Origin of the sequence: Rothia nasimurium, assembly GCF_928381415.1 — a bacterium.
GTDB classification, from domain to species: Bacteria; Actinomycetota; Actinomycetes; order Actinomycetales; family Micrococcaceae; genus Rothia; species Rothia nasimurium_H.
The window spans coordinates 79005-98618 of the sequence record NZ_CAKMSF010000002.1 but is presented as its reverse complement, the minus strand read 5'-3'; the positions used below and the strand labels follow the sequence as shown (position 1 = coordinate 98618).

15 protein-coding genes are annotated in these 19614 nt (G+C 60.8%); 11 read left to right on the top strand and 4 right to left on the bottom strand.

Translation table 11 applies throughout. The features are described 5' to 3' along the window. The first annotated feature begins 7 nt into the window (after nucleotides 1-7). From L7A20_RS02310 to dxr, 5 genes are all read left to right on the top strand, one after another. Nucleotides 8-1630 carry a solute symporter family protein gene (locus L7A20_RS02310; RefSeq protein ID WP_237222277.1) on the top strand — a complete coding sequence of 541 codons (1623 nt, stop codon included), beginning with the start codon at nucleotides 8-10 and terminating at the stop codon, nucleotides 1628-1630. A gap of 222 nt (nucleotides 1631-1852) precedes the next feature. Next, nucleotides 1853-2119, top strand: a complete 267-nt coding sequence (locus tag L7A20_RS02305; protein ID WP_237205495.1) for a GlsB/YeaQ/YmgE family stress response membrane protein — start codon at nucleotides 1853-1855, stop codon at nucleotides 2117-2119. A gap of 187 nt (nucleotides 2120-2306) precedes the next feature. Beyond that, on the top strand, nucleotides 2307-4157 hold the full coding sequence (locus L7A20_RS02300; protein WP_237222276.1) for an ABC transporter ATP-binding protein: 1851 nt from the start codon (nucleotides 2307-2309) through the stop codon (nucleotides 4155-4157). A gap of 91 nt (nucleotides 4158-4248) precedes the next feature. Next, the gene (locus L7A20_RS02295; protein WP_237222275.1) at nucleotides 4249-4404 is read left to right on the top strand and encodes a hypothetical protein; all 156 of its coding nucleotides are present in this window, start codon (nucleotides 4249-4251) and stop codon (nucleotides 4402-4404) included. A 76-nt stretch (nucleotides 4405-4480) separates the two neighbouring features. After that, a complete protein-coding gene (dxr, locus tag L7A20_RS02290) occupies nucleotides 4481-5713 on the top strand; it encodes a 1-deoxy-D-xylulose-5-phosphate reductoisomerase (protein WP_237222425.1) in 1233 nt (410 codons plus the stop codon). Between the two features lie 114 nt (nucleotides 5714-5827). On the opposite strand, the gene pflA is transcribed toward dxr, so the two are convergent. From pflA to L7A20_RS02275, 3 genes are all read right to left on the bottom strand, one after another. Continuing rightward, nucleotides 5828-6709, bottom strand: a complete 882-nt coding sequence (gene pflA / locus L7A20_RS02285) for a pyruvate formate-lyase-activating protein (protein ID WP_237205497.1) — start codon at nucleotides 6707-6709, stop codon at nucleotides 5828-5830. Between the two features lie 9 nt (nucleotides 6710-6718). Continuing rightward, a complete protein-coding gene (grcA2, locus tag L7A20_RS02280) occupies nucleotides 6719-6970 on the bottom strand; it encodes an autonomous glycyl radical cofactor GrcA2 (RefSeq protein ID WP_083093496.1) in 252 nt (83 codons plus the stop codon). A 158-nt stretch (nucleotides 6971-7128) separates the two neighbouring features. Next, nucleotides 7129-9246 (bottom strand): pyruvate formate lyase family protein, encoded by a 2118-nt coding sequence (locus tag L7A20_RS02275; protein ID WP_237222274.1) that lies wholly within the window; start codon nucleotides 9244-9246, stop codon nucleotides 7129-7131. A 461-nt stretch (nucleotides 9247-9707) separates the two neighbouring features. Between L7A20_RS02275 and L7A20_RS02270 the strand changes: the two genes are divergently transcribed. From L7A20_RS02270 to L7A20_RS02245, 6 genes are all read left to right on the top strand, one after another. Continuing rightward, nucleotides 9708-11018 carry a M50 family metallopeptidase gene (locus L7A20_RS02270; RefSeq protein WP_423817421.1) on the top strand — a complete coding sequence of 437 codons (1311 nt, stop codon included), beginning with the start codon at nucleotides 9708-9710 and terminating at the stop codon, nucleotides 11016-11018. A gap of 325 nt (nucleotides 11019-11343) precedes the next feature. Beyond that, nucleotides 11344-12507: a flavodoxin-dependent (E)-4-hydroxy-3-methylbut-2-enyl-diphosphate synthase gene (ispG, locus tag L7A20_RS02265; protein ID WP_185173294.1), complete on the top strand. Its 1164-nt coding sequence runs from the start codon at nucleotides 11344-11346 to the stop codon at nucleotides 12505-12507. A gap of 21 nt (nucleotides 12508-12528) precedes the next feature. Next, entirely contained in the window at nucleotides 12529-13722 is a 1194-nt protein-coding gene (locus tag L7A20_RS02260) for a DUF4081 domain-containing GNAT family N-acetyltransferase (RefSeq protein ID WP_237222272.1), read from the top strand. A 218-nt stretch (nucleotides 13723-13940) separates the two neighbouring features. After that, nucleotides 13941-15662, top strand: a complete 1722-nt coding sequence (locus L7A20_RS02255) for a hypothetical protein (RefSeq protein WP_237222271.1) — start codon at nucleotides 13941-13943, stop codon at nucleotides 15660-15662. A gap of 212 nt (nucleotides 15663-15874) precedes the next feature. Further along, on the top strand, nucleotides 15875-17674 hold the full coding sequence (locus L7A20_RS02250; protein WP_237222270.1) for a proline--tRNA ligase: 1800 nt from the start codon (nucleotides 15875-15877) through the stop codon (nucleotides 17672-17674). Between the two features lie 110 nt (nucleotides 17675-17784). Next, the gene (locus L7A20_RS02245; RefSeq protein ID WP_237222269.1) at nucleotides 17785-18585 is read left to right on the top strand and encodes a TSUP family transporter; all 801 of its coding nucleotides are present in this window, start codon (nucleotides 17785-17787) and stop codon (nucleotides 18583-18585) included. Here the strand turns inward: L7A20_RS02245 and L7A20_RS02240 are convergent. After that, nucleotides 18582-19478, bottom strand: coding sequence for a hypothetical protein (locus tag L7A20_RS02240; protein WP_237222268.1), 897 nt, complete (start codon nucleotides 19476-19478; stop codon nucleotides 18582-18584). The two genes, L7A20_RS02245 and L7A20_RS02240, sit on opposite strands and share 4 nt — an antisense overlap. Nucleotides 19479-19614: the final 136 nt, after the last annotated feature.

Here is a 19614-nt window from a genome sequence, read left to right as displayed (position 1 = left end):
ACTTTTCATGACGACTACAGGAACCCTCCTCGCGGCTGAAGCTAGCACTCAGACCGTGGGCACCCCCTGGGTGAACATGGCGGTTTTTGGGGCTTTCGTTTTGGCCACCATGGTGGTGGTGCTTCGCGCCTCTAAGAACAACAAGACCGCGGCAGACTACTACGCCGGTGGGCGATCCTTTAGCGGTACCCAAAATGGTCTTGCTATCGCGGGTGACTACCTCTCGGCTGCCTCCTTCCTGGGTATTGTGGGTGCTATTGCCCTGCAGGGGTATGATGGCTTCCTCTACTCGATTGGCTTCCTGGTTGCCTGGCTGGTAGCGCTGCTGCTGGTAGCTGAGCCCCTACGTAACACCGGTAAGTTCACCATGGCGGATGTGCTCTCCTTCCGTCTGCGCCAGCGCCCCGTTCGAATTGCTGCCTGTATCTCAACTCTGGCAGTTACCCTCTTCTACCTGCTGGCTCAGATGGCCGGTGCGGGTGCCCTGGTCTCCCTGCTGATGGGTATTAGCTCCAAGGCTGGCCAGTCACTGGTCATCATTATCGTGGGCGTACTTATGATCGTCTACGTTCTGATTGGCGGTATGAAGGGTACCACCTGGGTACAGATTATTAAGGCTGTTCTGCTGGTTTCTGGCGTTGCTATTATGACCATCTGGATTCTGGCAATCTACGGCTTCAACTTCTCCGCGATGCTCGGCTCGGCGGTTGAAACCTCCGGTAACCCGGCTATTCTGGAGCCTGGCCTCAAATACGGTCTAAATGACCTGACCAAGCTGGACTTTATCTCTCTCTCCCTGGCTCTGGTCTTTGGTGCAGCTGGCCTGCCTCACGTTCTGATGCGCTTCTACACCGTTCCCACAGCTAAGGAGGCGCGTAAGTCGGTGGTCTGGGCTATCGTGCTGATCGGCCTCTTCTACCTCTTCACTCTGGTGCTGGGCTTCGGCGCTGCAGCTCTGGTGGGTGCGGATGCCATCAAGGCAGCTCCCGGCGGCGTCAACTCGGCAGCCCCCTTGCTGGCCTTCGAGCTGGGTGGTTCCCTGTTGATGGGTGTTATCGCGGCGGTTGCTTTCGCAACCATTCTGGCCGTGGTGGCGGGTCTGGCGATTACCGCGTCCGCCTCCTTCGCCCACGATATCTACACCAACGTTATCTGCAAGGGCAACGCTGACCCCGCCAAGGAAATCCGCGTAGCAAAAACCACCGTGGTTGTTATTGGCCTGCTGTCCATTGCAGGTGGTATCGGCGCTCAGGGGCAGAACGTAGCCTTCCTGGTGGCTCTGGCTTTCGCGGTAGCTGCCTCGGCTAACCTGCCCACCATCGTCTACTCCCTCTTCTGGAAGGGCTTCAAGACCCGCGGTGCCCTCTGGTCTATGTACGGTGGTCTGGGCATCTCGGTGATCCTGATTATCTTCTCCCCGGTGATGTCCGGTGCTGAGACCTCTATGATTCCCGGTGCTGACTTTGCCTGGTTCCCCCTGGCTAACCCCGGTATCGTAGCGATTCCTGCAGCCTTCCTGCTGGGCTTCCTGGGCTCACTCGGTGGCGATAAGGAAGATGAAATCAAGCAGGCTGAGATGGAAGTTCGCTCTCTTACCGGCGTTGGAGCCGAAGGAGCTATTGACCACTAAGAGCGGTAGGATCGCGCCTGCTGGAAACCCCCATTGCTGGCAACCCATGGCAGGGTTTGTCGGTGGTGGGGGGTTTCTGTGTGGGGGTCGAGGGTATAACGCGGGGAAATGGTAAGCCAACACACTTGTAGCTTGCTTAGCTTTATCTTGGATTTTGATATAAACTAGAAGCACGCTGAACAATTCGGGCTCACCCCCGTAACCCTATGAAAGAAGGAAAACATGTCAATTTTCGGTTGGATTATCATTGGTCTTCTCGCAGGTGCTATCGCAAAGCTGATTATGCCCGGTAAGCAGGGCGGCGGCATCCTGGTTACCATGGTGCTCGGTATCGTAGGTGCTATGCTCGGTGGCTGGCTCGGTTCCTTCCTGCCCTTCCTCTCAGATGGTATGAGCGGCGGTGTCGGTATTGGTACCCTCTTCACCGCCGTCATAGGCTCACTGCTGGTCCTCTGGATCTACGGTGCCATCACCAAGAACAAGGCCTAAGCCCTAGCGGCCTAGCCCTTTAGTCTCTAAGCCCCGGCGGGCGTCCGTCCTTACCCAAGGACAAGACGCCCACCGGGGCTTTGTGTTACCCGCGTGGGCAAAAGAACACTGCTCCCTCAACCAGGTGGGGGGACGCCGGCGGTAGGGTAGTGGGGCACCACAAGAACACCGGCAGGTAGGGATTTTCATGAAAAGTATCGCCAGAATCGTTAGAGCTACTCAAGAGCTGTGGCCCTACTTCGTAGGAATCATCATCTGTGCGGTGCTTACCAGCGCAACCTCCCTGCTGGCCCCCTTCATTATTTCAGGGGCAACCGATGCCGTCGTGGGGCACCTGAACGGTTCAGCCCCCACCACCGGCACAGCCATCGCCTGGTTCGCGGTTGCCTACCTGGCAGCCCAGCTGGTGAGCGTGCTGACCACCAACATCGGCGGCTACATTGGCGATGTCATGAGTCAGCGCATGCGTACCATCCTGTCGGTGCGCTACTACGAGAAACTGCTCTCCCTGCCCCTGTCCTACTTCGACACCGAGCTGACCGGCACCATCATCGCCCGTCTCAACCGCTCCATCACCGAAGTCACCAACTTCGTCAAAACCATGAGCAACACCTTCATCTCCCTGGTGCTCACCACGGTCTCGGTGATTGTGATTAGCTCCATCTACTACTGGCCCCTGGGGTTGCTGCTCATTATTATCTTCCCGGTCTACTTCTGGCTCACCAGCAAAACCAGCGAAAAATGGCAGGTCTGGGAAGGCGAGAAGAACGAGAATATCGACATTGCGTCCGGCCGCTTTGCTGAAGTTATCGGGCAGATTCGCGTAGTAAAGTCCTTCGGCCGCGAGCGCCGAGAACTCACTGATTTCGGTGGCCGTTTCGAAAAGACCATCGGGCTCACCCGCGCCCAGTCTAAGTTCTGGCACACTATGGACGTTGCCCGCCTGTCCTTCCTCAACCTCATCTTCTTCGCCCTCTACCTGCTGATTTTCCTGCGCACCCTGGCCGGGGACTTCACCATCGGCGACATGGTGCTGCTCATTCAGCTTCTGGCCATGGCGGTAGCTCCCATCAATTCGCTCTCCTGGATTGTCGACACCGCCCAGCGCGCTATTGCCGGTTCTAAGGACTACTTCGAGGTCATGGAACGGCAGTCAGACGCCCGAGCCCTGGCCATTACCGCCGGGGCTGCCGGGGTGCGTCCGGACTCCGCTACAAAAACCGCTACTGACGCCGCTGCCGCCAGCCTCACCGCTGAACCCGGGGCCGAACTCGTCCGCTTTGAGGGCGTGACCTTCGGCTATGAGGGCGAAGCAGATGTGCTGCACGGGATTAATCTGGCGGTGAATCGCGGTGAGCGTATTGCCTTTGTGGGGGAGTCCGGCGGGGGTAAGTCGACCCTCATGGCCCTGCTCGAAGGTCTCTATGACCCCCGTGAGGGCCGGGTGCTGGTTGACGGCATGGATATTGCCGGCAGCGACCTGGCGCAGGTGCGCTCGCTGATTGGCATGGTCTTCCAGGACGCCTCGCTCTTCTCGGGCACTATTGCCGAGAATATTGCCTACGGCCGCCCCGACGCTACCCGTGAGCAGATCATCGAGGCTGCCACTAAGGCGAACGCCCACGATTTCATCTCGAAGTTTGCGGACGGCTACGAGTCGCTCATCGGCGAGCGCGGCCTGAAGCTCTCAGGCGGCCAGAAGCAGCGTATTGCTATTGCCCGGGCCATGCTCAAGGACGCTCCGATTCTAATTCTTGACGAGGCTACCAGCGCCCTGGACACTAAGGCCGAGCGGGCTGTACAGAAGGGACTGGAAGAGCTGATGGAGGGCCGAACCTCCCTCATCATTGCCCACCGTCTCTCGACCATCGCAACGGTGGACCGTATCGTCACCCTCAAGGAGGGGCGGATTGACGCGGTGGGCAGCCCTGCTGAGCTGGCGGCCTCCGGCGGTATCTACGCTGAACTGCTGGGCCTGCAGACCGAGGGCGGTAAGGCGAGTAAGAAGAAGCTGCAGAGTTTCGACATCGTCGGCTAGCAGGGTAGGTACCATCTAGGTCAGAAATGACCATCAACTAGGTGGGTTTTTCTGACCTAGATGGTACCTACCGGGGTGTAAAACTTAAGGTATGAAGAAAAGCACCCTCACCACCCTAGCCGGTGGGCTGGCCCTCGCCACCGCCGGGCACTTCGCCTTTTGGGGCTACCGCTACCTGACAACCGATCCCGCCCGTCGCTCCTGGGCGATTTTGCTAGGACCGGCCCGACACCTTACCGGAAAATAGAATCATGCGATTTGGCTCAACTCAGCGCTTCGGCGCCTCCCGCGAAACCCTCACCGACCAGCTAGCAGACTTCCTGATAGGTGGGCGGACGGTTACCCTGCTCGGCTCCACCGGGTCCATCGGCACCCAGGGCGTGCAGGTCATCGACCACCTCAACTCCCTGGCAGGAACTTCCACCGGTAGCGACGACGCTCCCGTGCGCGTCACCGCCCTCTCAGTCGGCTCCCGCTCCCTGCCCCTGCTGGCAGAGCAGGCCGCCCGCCTGCGTCCGCACCTGGTCGCCACCAGCGGCACCGAAGCGGACGCCACCACCCTGCGCTCGCTGCTGGCAGAGCTGGCACCGGGCTACAGCCCCCAGATTGAGTGGGGCAAGGACGCCGCTACCGCAGCCGCGCGCGCCGGGGCGGACGTGGTGCTCAACGGCATCACGGGCTCTATCGGCCTGGAACCCACCCTGGCTGCCCTGCAGGCAGGCTCCCAGGTAGCACTGGCTAATAAGGAATCGCTGATTGCCGGTGGCGAGCTGGTCAAGGCTGCCGTTGATGCTTCGCCACTGGGACAGCCCATGATTCCGGTGGATTCTGAGCATTCTGCTCTGGCCCAGGCTTTGGCCTCGGGCACCGACCGGGAGATTGACCGGCTGGTGCTGACCGCCTCGGGTGGGCCCTTTAGGGGTATGACCTACGAGCAGCTGCGGGAGGTCACCCCGGCGCAGGCCCTGGCCCACCCCACCTGGGACATGGGGCTGGTGGTGACCACCAACTCGGCCTCTATGGTCAATAAGGCCCTGGAGGTGCTGGAGGCCCACCACCTCTTCGGCATTGACCTGGACCGCATTGATGTGACGGTTCACCGCCAGTCGGTGGTGCATTCTATGGTGCAGTTTGTGGACGGCTCGACCCTGGCTCAGGCGTCCCCGCCCACCATGCTGCTGCCCATTGCCCTGGGACTGACCTGGCCCCACCGTATTCCCGGTATCGCGCAGCCCTGCGACTGGTCGCAGGCTACCGAGTGGACTTTTGAACCCCTGGATAATAAGGCCTTCCCGGCTGTGGAGATGATTAAGCGTGCGGGCCAGCGGGGCGGTACCTTCCCGGCGGTCTTCAACGCGGCGAACGAGGAGGCGGTAGCTGCCTTCCACGCCGGTGCTATTCGTTTTACCGACATGATTGAGACAACCGGGCAGGTGCTCGATGAGCACGCGAGTTCTTCGGCCCTGGCCGAGTCAGGTTCTCTGACTCTGGAAGCGGTGCTTGAGGCAGAAGCCTGGGCCCGCACCCGTGCCAACGAGATTCTGGGGCAGGCATAGACCTACCCCTGCGTAGGCGTATCTAAAGAGATGACCCCCTTGTTTCTCTCTTCACCCTGAGATAATCCATGGGGTGAAGAGAGAAGCGAGGGGTCATCGTTTGATGTATGGAGTCTAGAAGACGGTGAGGCCGCGGGCGCGGAAGATGTCGCGGGCGGCTTCGGTGGCTTCTTTGCTGGGCGGGTGGACGTCCTTGAGCTTGTAGTCGTAGCCCAGGGACTCCCACTTGTCGGTGCCCATCTGGTGGAAGGGGAGTACCTCCACCCTCTCAACCACATTCCGCCAGCGGCAGACGATGTCGGCTACCTTCTCAATGTTGTCGGGGGCGTCAGTGTAGCCGGGCACCAGCACAAAGCGGATCCAGATTTTCTTGCCGAGGGCTGAGAGCCTGTCCCCAAAATCAATCGTGGGTTGCAGAGCCCGGCCGGTGAGCGCCTGATACACCTCTTCAGAGCCCGATTTAACATCGAGTAGCACCAGGTCTACATTATCGAGAAACTCATCTGAGGCGTGGGCCCCCAGGAAACCCGAGGTGTCAATACAGGTATGGATCCCCAGGGACTTGGCACTGATGAGGATATTCTCAGCGAAAGCCCGCTGCATGAGCACCTCGCCACCGGAGATGGTGATACCGCCGCCGGTGGCTTTAAAGACCTTACGCATGCGCTTAATCTTTTTGATAAGGTCGGCAGCCATGACGGGTTTGCCGTCCTTCATGTTGAAGGTGTCGGGGTTGTGGCAGTAGAGGCAGCGCAGGGGGCAGCCGTTCATGAAGATGGTCATGCGGGTGCCGGGCCCATCAACGGCAGTCACCAGCTCCCAGGAGTGTACTGAACCTAGCTGGCCTTCGCGCATGAGTTTGAGCTGGGCGCTGCGTTCGAGTTCTGTTAGCTCACCCAGACCCCAGGTTCCGGCCCCGGAATGCCGGTCCGCCGGCGGAGCAAATGCTAGCTCGCCGGCGGTATCGGTTATCTCGTGAGAGATATCAAGTGACATGAAGAATCACTAGGCTCCGTGGTGGAAGGTGCGTGAGAGTACGTCGAGCTGCTGCTCGCGGGTGAGGCGCACGAAGTTGACGGCGTAGCCCGAGACGCGGACGGTCAGGTTGGGGTACTTGTCGGGGTTTTCCATGGCGTCCTCAAGGGTTTCGCGGTTGAGGACGTTGATGTTGGCGTGGTAGAGGCCCTTGGGCGCGGTCTTGTTGGCGCGGTTTGCCTTCATGGATGCGAGGCGCTCTTCGTAGGTCTTGACGGCCATGATGTTCTCCTTAGTGGTGAGTTGATTGAAATAGGGCGGCAACCCAGGTTCGCGGCGAAGCTGCTGGCTCGGTGGCTGGCGTGAATCGCCTTGTGAGCGAAGCGAACCAGGTGAGAGGGTCGGCAGCGAGCGCGAACCTGGGGAGCCGTTCTGTAGTTTTAGTCCTCTTCAGGAATAAATCCTGCGTCCAAGATTCCGACCAGGTTGGTGACCTGTTCTTCCTTGGTGCGGCCGAGGGCGGTGGGGGTGATGGTGTTGGTCAGGGAGATGCCGTCGAGGGCGTCTTCGTAGTCCAGCTTGCCGACTGAGAGCATGGAGGCGACCATGCCGTGGGTGTCCATGCCGTTTTCGGGGTTGGCGCCGGGGGAGAAGGGGGTGCCTGCGCGGTGGCCGGAGGGGAAGTTACCGGTTGCCTTGCCGTAGACCACGTTGGAGGTGATGGTCAGCACGGACTGGGTGGGGATGGCGTCGCGGTAGAGGGGGATGGCCTTGATTTTCTCCATGACGGTGTGGACGATGGTGGCGGCGATGTCGTCGGCACGGTCGTCGTCGTTGCCGTAGGCGGGGAAGTCGCCTTCGGTGATGTAGTCGACGATGAGGCCAGTTTCGTCGCGGACGGGGGTTACCTTGGCGTACTTGATGGCTGAGAGGGAGTCAGCGACGATGGAGAGGCCGGCGATGCCGCAGCCCATGGCTCGGATGATGTCTGAGTCGTGCAGGGCCATTTCGATGGACTCGTAGGCGTACTTGTCGTGGCTGTAGTGGATGATGTTGAGGGCCTCGACGTAGGTGGCGATGACCCAGTCGAGCATTTCTTCGTACTTGAGCCAGACTTCGTCGAAGTCGAGGGGGCCGTCGCCCTTGATGGGTTCGTAGCCTTCGACGATGAGTTTGCCGGTCATTTCGTCGCGTCCGCCGTTGATGGCGTAGAGCAGGGCTTTGGCTGCGTTGACGCGGGCGCCGAAGAACTGCATCTGCTTGCCGATTTTCATGGGGGAGACGCAGCAGGCGATGGCGACGTCGTCGCCCCACTGTTCGCGAATCTGGGGGTCTGATTCGTATTGGATGGAGGAGGTTTCGATGGAGATGGCGGAGCAGAATTCCTTGTAGCCGGTGGGTAGGTTTTCGTCCCAGAAGATGGTGATGTTGGGTTCGGGGGCGGGGCCTAGGTTGCGGAGGGTTTGCAGGAGGCGGAAGGAGGTTTTGGTGACGAGGGTGCGGCCGTCGTCGGCGAAGCCGCCGTCTGACCAGGTGGCCCAGTAGGGGTCGCCTGAGAAGATCTGGTCGTAGTCGATGGTGCGTAGGAAGCGGACGATGCGGAGTTTGATGACGAGGGCGTCGATCATTTCCTGGGCGTCGGTTTCGGTGATGAGGCCGGCAGCGAGGTCGCGTTCGAAGTAGACGTCGAGGAAGCCTGAGAGGCGGCCGATGGACATGGCGGCGCCGTCCTGGGACTTGACGGAGGCCAGGTAGGCGAAGTAGGTCCACTGCACAGCTTCTTGGGCGGTGCGGGCGGGACCGGAGATATCGAAGCCGTAGAGGGCCGCCATCTTCTTGAGGCGCTTCAGGGCCTTGATCTGTTCGGAGTGCTCTTCGCGGTAGCGGGCCCAGTGCTCTGAGAAGCCTTGATCGGCAACGGCGTGCTTGGCGCGTTCTTTGTCGGCGATGAGATTGTCGACGCCGTAGAGGGCTACGCGGCGGTAGTCACCGATGATGCGGCCGCGACCGTAGGCGTCGGGTAGGCCGGTGATGATGTGGGAGGAGCGGGCCGCGCGGATGCGGGGGGTGTAGATGTCGAAGACGGCGTCGTTGTGGGTCTTGCGGTATTCGGTGAAGATTTTCTTGATGTTTTCGTCGGGTTCTTTACCGGCTTCGCGGATTGCGGTTTCGACCATGCGCCACCCGCCGTTGGGCATCATGGCGCGCTTGAGGGGGACGTCGGTTTGGAGGCCGACGATGACGTTGTCGTCGTCTGAGATGTAGCCTGCGGGGAAGGCGTCGATTTCGGCGGGGGTGTGGGTGTCTACGTCGTAGACGCGGTTTTTGCGTTCGACGGAGAGGTAGTTCTTTTCGAGGGTGTCCCAGACGCGCAGGGTCTTGTCGGTGGGCCCGGCGAGGAAGGCGGCGTCGCCTTCGTAGGGGGTGTAGTTTGCAAGGACGAAGCCGCGCACGTCGATGCTGTCTTGCCAGGGGCCGGGGGTGAAGCCTTCCCAGGCGGCGGTGGATTGTTCGTTGACAAAGACTCCCGTGGTGGGGGCTTCAACCTGTGCAGTCATGATGAGTGCTCCTCGTGAAGTGATGGGGGTGGCGCCTTTGCTGAGGCGGCGCGCTTTCTTCTTTTATTCTGCCTAGTTTGCCCCGTAAAACAAAATAGGTATGGTAGATGCTTAAAAACACCAAGGTGTGCTATTAATCGACATTTCTACTAGTCATCGCAGATATTGAGGGCTCTTTCCTGCTTTCTGAGCGCCCGCCGCAGCCTAGATTAGATCCCAGAAATCCCCTCTTTGACACTTTGTGACGTAAAGGCCTTTTTGACCCAAAAGTAAAGGTAAAAACCACCCCAAAGACCTGCTCGCCCTCCCTCTTTGTGGGCAAACTCCAAGGCCATCTAAGGCGACAGCTCCCAGCCCCATGGCGTACTCTGGCAGATGACCTGCCCAACCACCACGGGCGCCGCATCTACAAGGAGCACCCTCGCGTGACCGTCCTACTTTTCATCGTCGGTGTAGTGCTGATGGCCCTGGCTATCGCCGCCTCTATCGCCCTGCACGAGCTGGGGCACCTGGTGCCCGCCAAACTCTTTGGTGTGCGCGTACCCCAGTACATGATTGGCTTTGGCAAGACGATTTTCTCCTGGCGGCGCGGGGAAACCGAATACGGCTTCAAGGCCCTGCCCCTGGGTGGCTACATCTCCATGATTGGCATGTACCCGCCCGGCAAAGACGGAACGGACGGGCGCGCCGGCGGCACCAGCCCCCTACAGCAGCTTGCCCGCGAAGCACGGGCGGCGGACGCTGAACGTATTACCGAGGCAGACCAGGGCAGGCTTTTCTACCAGCTGCCGGTCTACAAGCGCATCATCATTATGCTGGGTGGGCCTTTCATGAACTTGCTCATCGGTGTGGTGGCAACCATGGTGCTGGTTACCGGTTTTGGCTCCTATCAGCCGACCACCAGCGTCCAGACCGTTGCCCAGTGCGTGCAAACCGTGGACTCCACTAACGCCAACACAGCCAACTCCACCGAATGCGGGGTAGAAGACCCTCGGTCACCCGCCAACGCAGCGGGCCTGCAACCGGGGGATACCGTCACCGTCTTTGCCGGGCAGACCATTACCAGCTGGGACCAGCTGACCGAGCTCATTCGCACCAACGCCGATACCGAGGTGCCTCTCACCGTAGAACGCAAGGGGCAGAGCCTAGAGCTCACCATCACCCCCATGCTGACCGTACGCCCTATCTACGATGAACTCACCGGAACCTACCTCACCAACTCCGACGGAAGCTACCAGACCCAGGAAGTCGGCTTCATCGGCATCGGCCCCACCAGCGAACTAACCCCCGGAACCATTGGCGAGGTGTTGCCGACAGTAGGGGAGTCGCTGCAGCGTATTGGAGCCACCCTCATCAAGCTGCCCGCCCGCGTCTACGGGGTAGCCGTCACCCTGGTCACCAACGGCGAGCGCGACGCCAACAGCCCGGTCTCAGTCGTGGGTGTGGGGCGCATCGCCGGTGAAATTGCCGCCCACGACCAGATTATTCTGCGCGATAAGGCAGCCTCCCTGGTTTCCCTGGTTGCCCAAATGAACCTCATGCTCTTTGCCTTCAACCTCATACCCCTGCTGCCCCTTGACGGCGGGCACGTTCTGGGCGCCCTCTGGGAGGGCTTCCGCCGCAAGACCGCCAAGCTGCTCGGACGCCGCGACCCCGGCCCCTTCGACCCCGTCAAGCTGCTACCCCTGACCTACGTGGTAGCCGGTGCCTTCCTGCTGATGACCGTGATTTTGGTAGCCGCCGATATCTTCAAGCCGGTGAGCGTGTTCTAGGAGCTGAGTAGGTGGGGCAGGATGCCCTCGCAGCCGACTGGCTGGGATGAGCGAGGATTTCCGCGAAGCGAAAAAGAAATCTTCGCGAATCAGCCGAGCCTGCGAGGCTGGCATGAATTGAGCGAGCGCCCCAGCGCGAGCTCAAGAAGGTTAGTCGGCTAGAGGGCGTCCCTGCACCGCCCTTGCTCATCCATTCCAATCAGCTGCGAGGGCGTCCCCGCCCCTGTGTGCTTTAGCTCAACCGCTCTTTGAGCTGAAGCGTGGCACAATAGATAGTTGAACAGGTGCGCAAGACCGCACCGCCAAAGAACCTTTGGAGGAAGATTTGACCTCGGTCGCCCTTGGAATGCCCGCTGCTCCGCCGCCCGTTTTGGCTCCGCGCCGTAAAACCCGCCAGTTTAAGGTCGGTAGCGTAGGCGTTGGCTCAGAATCTCCTATCTCGGTGCAGTCCATGACCACCACCAAAACCCACGATATTGGCGCGACCCTGCAGCAGATTGCCGAGCTGACTGCTGCCGGTTGCGATATCGTGCGCGTTGCCTGCCCCACCGATAAGGACGCAGAAGCCCTGCCCATTATCGCTAAGCAGTCCCAGATTCCCGTTATTGCCGATATTCACTTCCAGCCCAAGTATGTCTTCGCCGCTATCGAAGCCGGTTGCGGTGCTGTGCGCGTGAATCCCGGTAATATCCGTAAGTTCGATGATCAGGTTAAGGAAATCGCTGCAGCCGCTAAGGATCACGGCACCTCGATCCGTATCGGTGTGAACGCCGGTTCGCTCGATAAGCGCCTGCTGGAAAAGTACGGTAAGGCGACCCCCGAGGCTCTAGTTGAGTCAGCTGTCTGGGAAGCCTCCCTCTTTGAAGAGCACGGCTTCCAGGACTTCAAGATTTCGGTCAAGCACAATGACCCCGTCATCATGGTTGAAGCCTACCGCCAGCTGGCAGCTGCCGGGGACTGGCCCCTGCACCTGGGCGTCACCGAAGCAGGCCCTGCTTTCCAAGGCACCATCAAGTCGGCAACTGCCTTCGGCGCCCTGCTCTCAGAGGGTATTGGTGATACCATCCGCGTCTCCCTGTCTGCGCCCCCGGTTGAAGAGGTCAAGGTTGGCTCCCAGATTCTTGAGTCCCTGAACCTGCGCCCCCGCAAGCTCGATATCGTTTCCTGCCCCTCCTGTGGCCGTGCCCAGGTGAACGTGTGGGAACTGGCTGAGAACGTCACCAAGGGCCTTGAAGGCATGAAGGTGCCCCTGCGCGTGGCCGTCATGGGCTGCGTCGTCAACGGCCCCGGCGAAGCCCGCGAGGCCGACCTGGGTGTAGCTTCTGGCAACGGCAAGGGGCAGATCTTCGTCAAGGGCGAGGTTATTAAGACCGTGCCCGAAGAAGACATCGTGCAGACCCTGATTGAAGAGGCCAACCGCATTGCCCGCGAGATGGAAGAACGCGGCGAAATTGACCTTTCAGGCGAACCCACCGTCTCAGTTTCCTAAGCAGCTGAAGAAAAGCCCACCGTGACCGTCTTTTCACGTTTCTCCCGCGGGGCAGAAGATGCCCTGATCCGCCCCCTTACCATCGATGACCGGGCGGAACTTGAAACTATGATTGAGTCGGACCCGGTGGGCTTTCTCTTTGCCGCCGAGCACCTGCACCACTTTGGCCTACCGGCCCCTAGTGCCCTGACCTCTTTGAAAACGCCCCACGGTTTCATGGGGATTTTTGCCCCCCGAGATCTCCCCGGGGAATGGGGAAGCAAGGACGCCCCTGCCGGCTCGAGTGCGCACCTCACCGAAACCGTGGGGGAGAAACTACCTGGTCGTGTGCGTTCTGCCCTAGAGGGGCTTCTTGCGAAAGCTGCTACCAAAGTGGGCAGTTCAGCTGGAGCCCACTTTGCCGAGGAGGCTACCGCCCCACGCGCTGCCATACCGGGGCTGGCAGAGACCTTGGCTCCGGCGTCCGCGCCTCTATCGGGGCCTGCCGAACCCCGCTACTGCCTGGTTGGTGCCTTCTGGCTGGGAGCTAACTGCGTACCGCTGACCGTACCCGAGCCCTACCAACGTCAGGTGGCGGCGTACATCTGGCGGCACAACCGCCGTATCGGCTCCATCTTTGGGCACAGTGAACCTGTGTTGGGTATCTGGTCCCACCTGGCTTCCCGTATGCCCACCCCCTTTGACGTGCGAGAAAACCAACCCCTGCTTGAACTGCCGCCAACAGCTGACCTGCGTGAGCTCGTCCGCGCACCCCTGACTCGCCCGGCGCTGGGTGCCCCCGCCATCACAGAGCCGGTGCGCTGGGCCCGTACCGACGACAGACCCAGTCTGCTGCGGGCCTCGGTTGCGATGTTTACCGAAGAGGTGGGTTACGACCCCATGACGCGCGACCCGGCCGGTTACACCCGCCGTATCGACGAACTCACCCGCACCGGACGAACCTTGGTCGCTGTTAACAGCGAAAATGTGGTGATTTTCAAGACCGACCTGGGTTTAGCTCACGACTCCACCTGCCAGCTTCAAGGGGTTTGGTTGCACCCCGCCTACAGAGGCCACCGCCTGGCCCCGGTACTCCTGGCTCAGGCCTGCCACCTGATTCGTCAGCGCTTCCCCCACCTATCCCTCTACGTCAACGACTACAACGCCCCGGCCCGCGCCCTCTACGCGGCAACGGGATGGGAACAGCGTGCAACCTTTGCCACGGTGCTGTTTTAGGTCAGAGCTGTTCCCCGGCACTGTTTGTACCGCGCTGCTATTAGCAGACATATCCCCCAGTGGGACCACACTTGTCCCCTAAATGGTCGGTTTCTTCCCTGTGCATAAGCTGGTAGTTTTGAGGGTGCACACTTTTTACTCTGCATCGCAGGTCTGAAGCCCCACCCACCTCTTTCAGGCGCAGAGCACTTGATCACCACGAACTTTTAGGGAAAGCATTGAAGAGCCTCCGTACACCTCTTGGCGTATCCACCCTCCTCGGCCTTTCGCTGACCATGGCCCCCGGCGCTTTCGCCGCAGATGCCGTGACAGTGGATACCACCACCCCCATCGGCGCTTACTGGGAAAAGAATAAGGACGCCCTCGGCGCAGCAACCGGCGCCCAGCAGACCTTCGCCAACGGCGCTACCCAGCAGACCTTCGAAAACGGTGTTGTCACCCAGGGCAAGTACGGCGGCGTGCAGGCAGTAACCGGCGCAGCCGGCGAAGCCTTCATGAAGGCCGGTGGTGCTGAGAAGTTCGGCAATGCTGAGTCAGCCCCCTGGAAGCACAGCCACTGTGGCCTATCCATCACCACCCACGACGGCAAGACCCGCTGGCTCGTTGTGCTGGATGAAAAGACCCAGGCTGGTTCCTACATCAACCTCAACTCTGCTGAGGCCAAGACCTGGCAGGCAGAGCGCTCCAAGACCCGCACCTGCTTCACCAACAACGCCGTTGTTGAAACCACCCCCGTCCTGCCTGAGACCCCGGCAGAACCTGTCGCACCCGAGACTCCCGCTGAGCCCGAGACCCCGGTTGCCCCTGAGGTCCCCGCTGAGCCCGTAGCTCCTGAGACTCCTGTTGAGCCCGAGACCCCGGTTGTACCTGAGGTTCCCGCTAAGCCTGTAGCTCCTGAGACTCCCGCTGAGCCCGAGACCCCGGTTGTACCCGAGGTGCCTGCTCAGCCTGAAACTCCGGTTGCACCCGAGGTTCCCGCTGAGCCCGTAGCTCCCGAGGCTCCTGCCGACACCAACTTCGGCGATGCTGCCAACAAGATTGCCGATGCCCGCGCAGTTGCCGCCGCTAACGGTGTTGCCGTAGCTGAGACCGGTGGCGAGCTCACAAAGGCAACCGCTGACCTGGTCACCCAGGACTTCGGCGGCAACGTCTCTGCTATCTACTCCGTTGCCCAGGACCGTGCGCTCATGATCAATACCGATGCGCTCGCAGCCTACCTGGCTCAGCCCGCTGAGTACGGTACCTACCTCTACCAGAACGAGTACACCAAGCACTGGAAGACCGGTGCCCTAGAACTGCGTGCCCTCTTCTACAACACCACCGCTGAGCAGTGCTCCACCCCCGTTACCTGGGATGACCACGGCTACGCCCTGTACTCCACCGGTACCGCTGTTATCTCTCACTACTTCATCCAGTACGACGACTACGGCACCTGCATCAACTGGGACAACCAGACCACCGCATCCCCCGTTACCTGGGGTGCTGGTCTGATGGACCGCACCGCAACTGGCACCGAGATCGATGCCACCTATGACTGGTCAGCAGCTAAGTTCATTCCCCTGCAGCAGGTGCTTGAACTGCGCGTAGACGCTAACAAGGTGGTCTACATCAAGGCCGATGCCCAGGGCAAGCCCCTGGCAGGCGCCCAGCCCTTTGAGTCCTCCGCCTTGACCGAGGCTCTGAACCTGGATGACCGCGGTCGTTTCTCCTCCTACAACGACTGGGCTAACGGCGGTAACTGGAACATCTGGAACGAGATGACCATGCTGGGTGCCCCCGTTGCTGAGGCAACCGAGGCAACCGCTAACGGCACCACCATTGTCACCCAGCAGTTCGAGGGCGGCACCCTGGTCTGGACCAAGGGAACCGCTTTCATGACCGCTGAGCTCAACGACCTGGGCCAGGCAAAGCTGGCCTGGTACAACGCTCTGGGTCTCTAAGCTCCTAGGCTTTCGCAGAAACTTCTGCGCGGACGCCGGCCCCCACCTCCTTGCCCGTAGGCAGGGGGGTGGGGGCCGGCGTCCTGTCATAAGCACCATCGGTACAGTGGGTACACGTTCAGTCGGTTGGCGGTAAACTGGTAGGTAAGTATGCCCGACTCGGCCAGGTTGCCGGGTAGAGCGGGCCCCGTACGAGAGAAGCGAGAAACCACTTGGTCCAGCGCCTGTCACACCTGTTCCTGCGCACCCTGCGCGAAGACCCCGTCGACGCCGAAGTAGCGAGCCATAAACTGCTGGTTCGTGCCGGTTACATTCGCCGTGCCGCCCCCGGCGTGTACACCTGGTTGCCTCTGGGACTGAAGGTGCTGGGCAAGATCGAAAACATCGTGCGTGAAGAAATGAACGCTATCGGTGCCCAAGAAGTCCACTTCCCGGCCCTGCTACCCCGCGAACCTTACGAGGCTACTAACCGCTGGGAAGAGTACGGCGATAACCTCTTCCGCCTGAAGGACCGCAAGGGCGCAGATATGCTGCTGGCCCCCACCCACGAGGAAATGTTTACCCTGCTGGTCAAGGACCTCTACACCTCCTACAAGGACCTACCGGTTTACCTCTACCAGATTCAGACCAAGTACCGCGACGAGGCCCGCCCCCGCGCTGGCCTGCTGCGCGGCCGCGAGTTCATTATGAAGGACTCCTACTCCTTCAACGTGGATGACGAGGGCCTAGAAGAGGCATACCAGGCCCACCGCGCCGCCTACATCAAGATTTTTGAGCGCCTGGGTCTTGAGATCGCTATCGTTCAGGCCCAGTCCGGTGCCATGGGCGGCTCCCGTTCCGAGGAGTTCCTGCACCCCACCCCGATTGGTGAGGACACCTTTGTGCGCTCCGAGGGTGGCTACGCTGCCAACGTTGAGGCCGTGACTACCGTGGTGCCTGAGCCCGTGGATGCTTCGTCCACCCCGGCTGCCCGTGTTGAGCTGACCCCCGACTCACCGACCATCGAAACCCTGGTTGACCAGTCCAATACCCTGCACCCGCGCGAGGGCGAGCCCTGGAGTGCTGCCGACACCCTCAAGAACGTGGTGCTGGCTGTTATCCTGCCCGATGGCACCCGCCAGCTGGTTGCTATCGGTGTACCCGGCGACCGTGCCGTTGACCTGGGTCGCGTCGAGGTTAATGTTGGTGCCCTGCTGGGCGTTGGCGGCGAGGTTGAGGTTGAAGCTGCCAGTGAAGAGGACTTCAAGAAGTTCCCGCAGCTGGTCAAGGGCTACATTGGCCCCGGTCTGACCCTGAATGAGAAGCTGCTAGGCGTTGAGTCAGCCACCGGCATCCCCTACTTCGTTGATCCCCGCGTGGTTGAAGGCTCAGCCTGGATCACCGGCGCTAACGAGGACCAGAAGCACGTCTACGACCTGGTGCTGGGCCGTGACTTTGAAGCTGACGGCGTGATTGAGGCCTGCGAGGTGCGCGAGGGCGACCCCGCACCGGACGGCTCCGGCCCCCTGATTGCTGCCCGCGGTATCGAGATGGGCCACATCTTCGCCCTGGGCCGCAAGTACGCAGAAGCCCTAGGCCTGAAGGTGCTGGACCAGAACGGCAAGCTGCAGACCGTCACCATGGGCTCCTACGGCGTGGGCGTCACCCGCGCCCTGGCTGCCATTGCCGAGGGCAACCACGACGAGAAGGGCCTGATCTGGCCCCGCAACCTGGCACCTGCCGACGTTCACGTGGTCATGACCGGTAAGGGCACCGAGGTCGCAGAAGGTGCAGAGAAGCTGGTTGCCGACCTTGAAGCAGCCGGTCTGGATGTGATGTTCGATGACCGCCCCAAGGTATCTCCCGGGGTTAAGTTTGGCGATGCTGAACTGCTGGGTGTACCCACTATCGTGGTGGTCGGTCGTGGCTTTGCCGAGGGCAAGGTTGAAATCAAGGACCGCCGCAGCGGCGAGGCCCGCGAGGTCGCTGTTGAGGACGCCGTAGCCGAGCTGCTGGCTGAGATCCAGCGCTAAGCACCCTAGGTAGGTACCATCTACGTCAGAAAAGACCACGAACTAGCTGGTCATTTCCGACGTAGGTGGTACCTTGTGCTTTAACCCCACTCTCAGGAAAGGCCTATAGCGTGCTAGAAATTCTTGGTCTTGAGGCCCTTGGCCTAGAACCGTCCACGCTACTTCTACTCCTGCTAGCGGCTCTGGCCGCTGGCTGGGTGGACGCCGTGGTCGGCGGCGGTGGCATGATTCAGCTTCCCGCGGTGCTCATGATCCCGGGGCTCTCGCCCGTGCAAGCCCTGGCTGTCAATAAACTGGGTTCTGTCTTTGGCACCCTCACCAGTGCCGCAACCTACCTGCGGCGTACCCCGGTCGATGTGCGCACGGTGCTGCCAGCGGCGTCCTTGGCCTTTGTGACAAGCATGGGCGGGGCCCTGGTCGCCACAGCCCTGCCCGAAGAACTCTTCAAACCCATCATTGTGCTAGCCCTGCTGGCTGTGCTGGTCTACACCGTCTTCAAGCCGTCGCTGGGTGAGCTCACCCAGCTCAAACACCAGGGCCTGAAACACCTGATGGTGGGTCTAGGCATCGGTGCAAGCATCGGTTTTTACGACGGTCTGCTCGGGCCCGGTACCGGCTCTTTTCTGATGATGGCTATGGTGTCTTTGATGGGCTATAGCTTCTTGCAGGCAACTGCCCAGACCAAGATTATTAATGCCGCTACCAACCTTGGAGCCCTGGTGCTCTTTGCGGTGGCAGGCCAGCAGGTCTGGGCTCTTGGCCTGCTTCTGGGTATGGCCAATATGGTGGGTGGCTACCTGGGAGCGCGTACGGCGTTGGCCCGGGGGAGCCGCTTTATTCGCTGGATGATGATTGTGGTGGTCAGCGCCCTCATTATTAAGCTGGGCGCCGATATTCTGGGTACCCTTTAGGCGGAAAGCTCCTGGCTGTCGAGGGCCAGAATGAGGGTGAGGGCTTCAATATCGTCTGCTGACGTTGCGAGGGTCTGGTCGGCCAGGGCGGCGCGGGCGTTGGATTCAATAGCCGCGGTGAAGTCGGTGAGCTGCTGGGGGGCGTCCGCTGCGTCAGCGATGGGGTAGGACGCCGCGGGCGCCTCAAAGACCCCGTAGCAGGTCAGCACGGGGGCAGCCAGGTGCCCCATATCGGTGGTAGCTGTTGCTAGCTGAGCGGCCTGGGCTGCTACGTCCGCATAGCCCTGCTCGGCGCGGGCGGCGTAGACCTCGCTGACGTAGTTGAGCTGATAGATACTCTGCTGCAGGGGTAGCAGGGAGGCGGGCTGCACAGCCTGTTCACTGCCTGAACTATCGGGAGCACCGGCAGCAAGCCCCTCATCACCGCAGGTATAGCTGCTGATATGTGCCACCTCATCAGCCAGGGCCTCGGGGTAGGCGGCAGTAGTCAGCCCGTCCTGGCGGGCAGCCTGCCACACATCCGCAACGGCTGTGAGAGCCCGAGCCCGATCACCGACGTCCTGGGTTGCAAAACCTAAATCAAGCAGGGCCGAAACCGTGCTCTGTAACTGCTGCTCTACCGGCTCATACTCCGTAACCGTTACGTCCTGAGCCGCAGGCGCAAGGGACTCAAGGGCAGCCTGTGCCGCCTGACCCAGTGCGTCCTGACCCGACTCATTAGCTGCCTGCTGCAGGGCGGTCAGCTGAGCAGCCATGGTGCTCTGATCGCTAAGGTCAGCGCGGATCTGCTCCGCCTGTCGCTGCGAAAACCAGCCCACAGCAAGAAGCACCGCCAGCAGGCCAGCTAATAGAGCGGCCACAAGTACCGGGGTCAGACGAACAGAGCGATTCATAGGCAGCTACCTCTCACACAAAACGGACGGGCAAGAGCCCACCTCCCATTCTGCCAAAAAGTCCCGTAGCCTGCCCGCCCTCAGCGAATTCTCGGCCGACGTACTGGGAGCCGGTGGTAGGCTTGAATGGATTTAC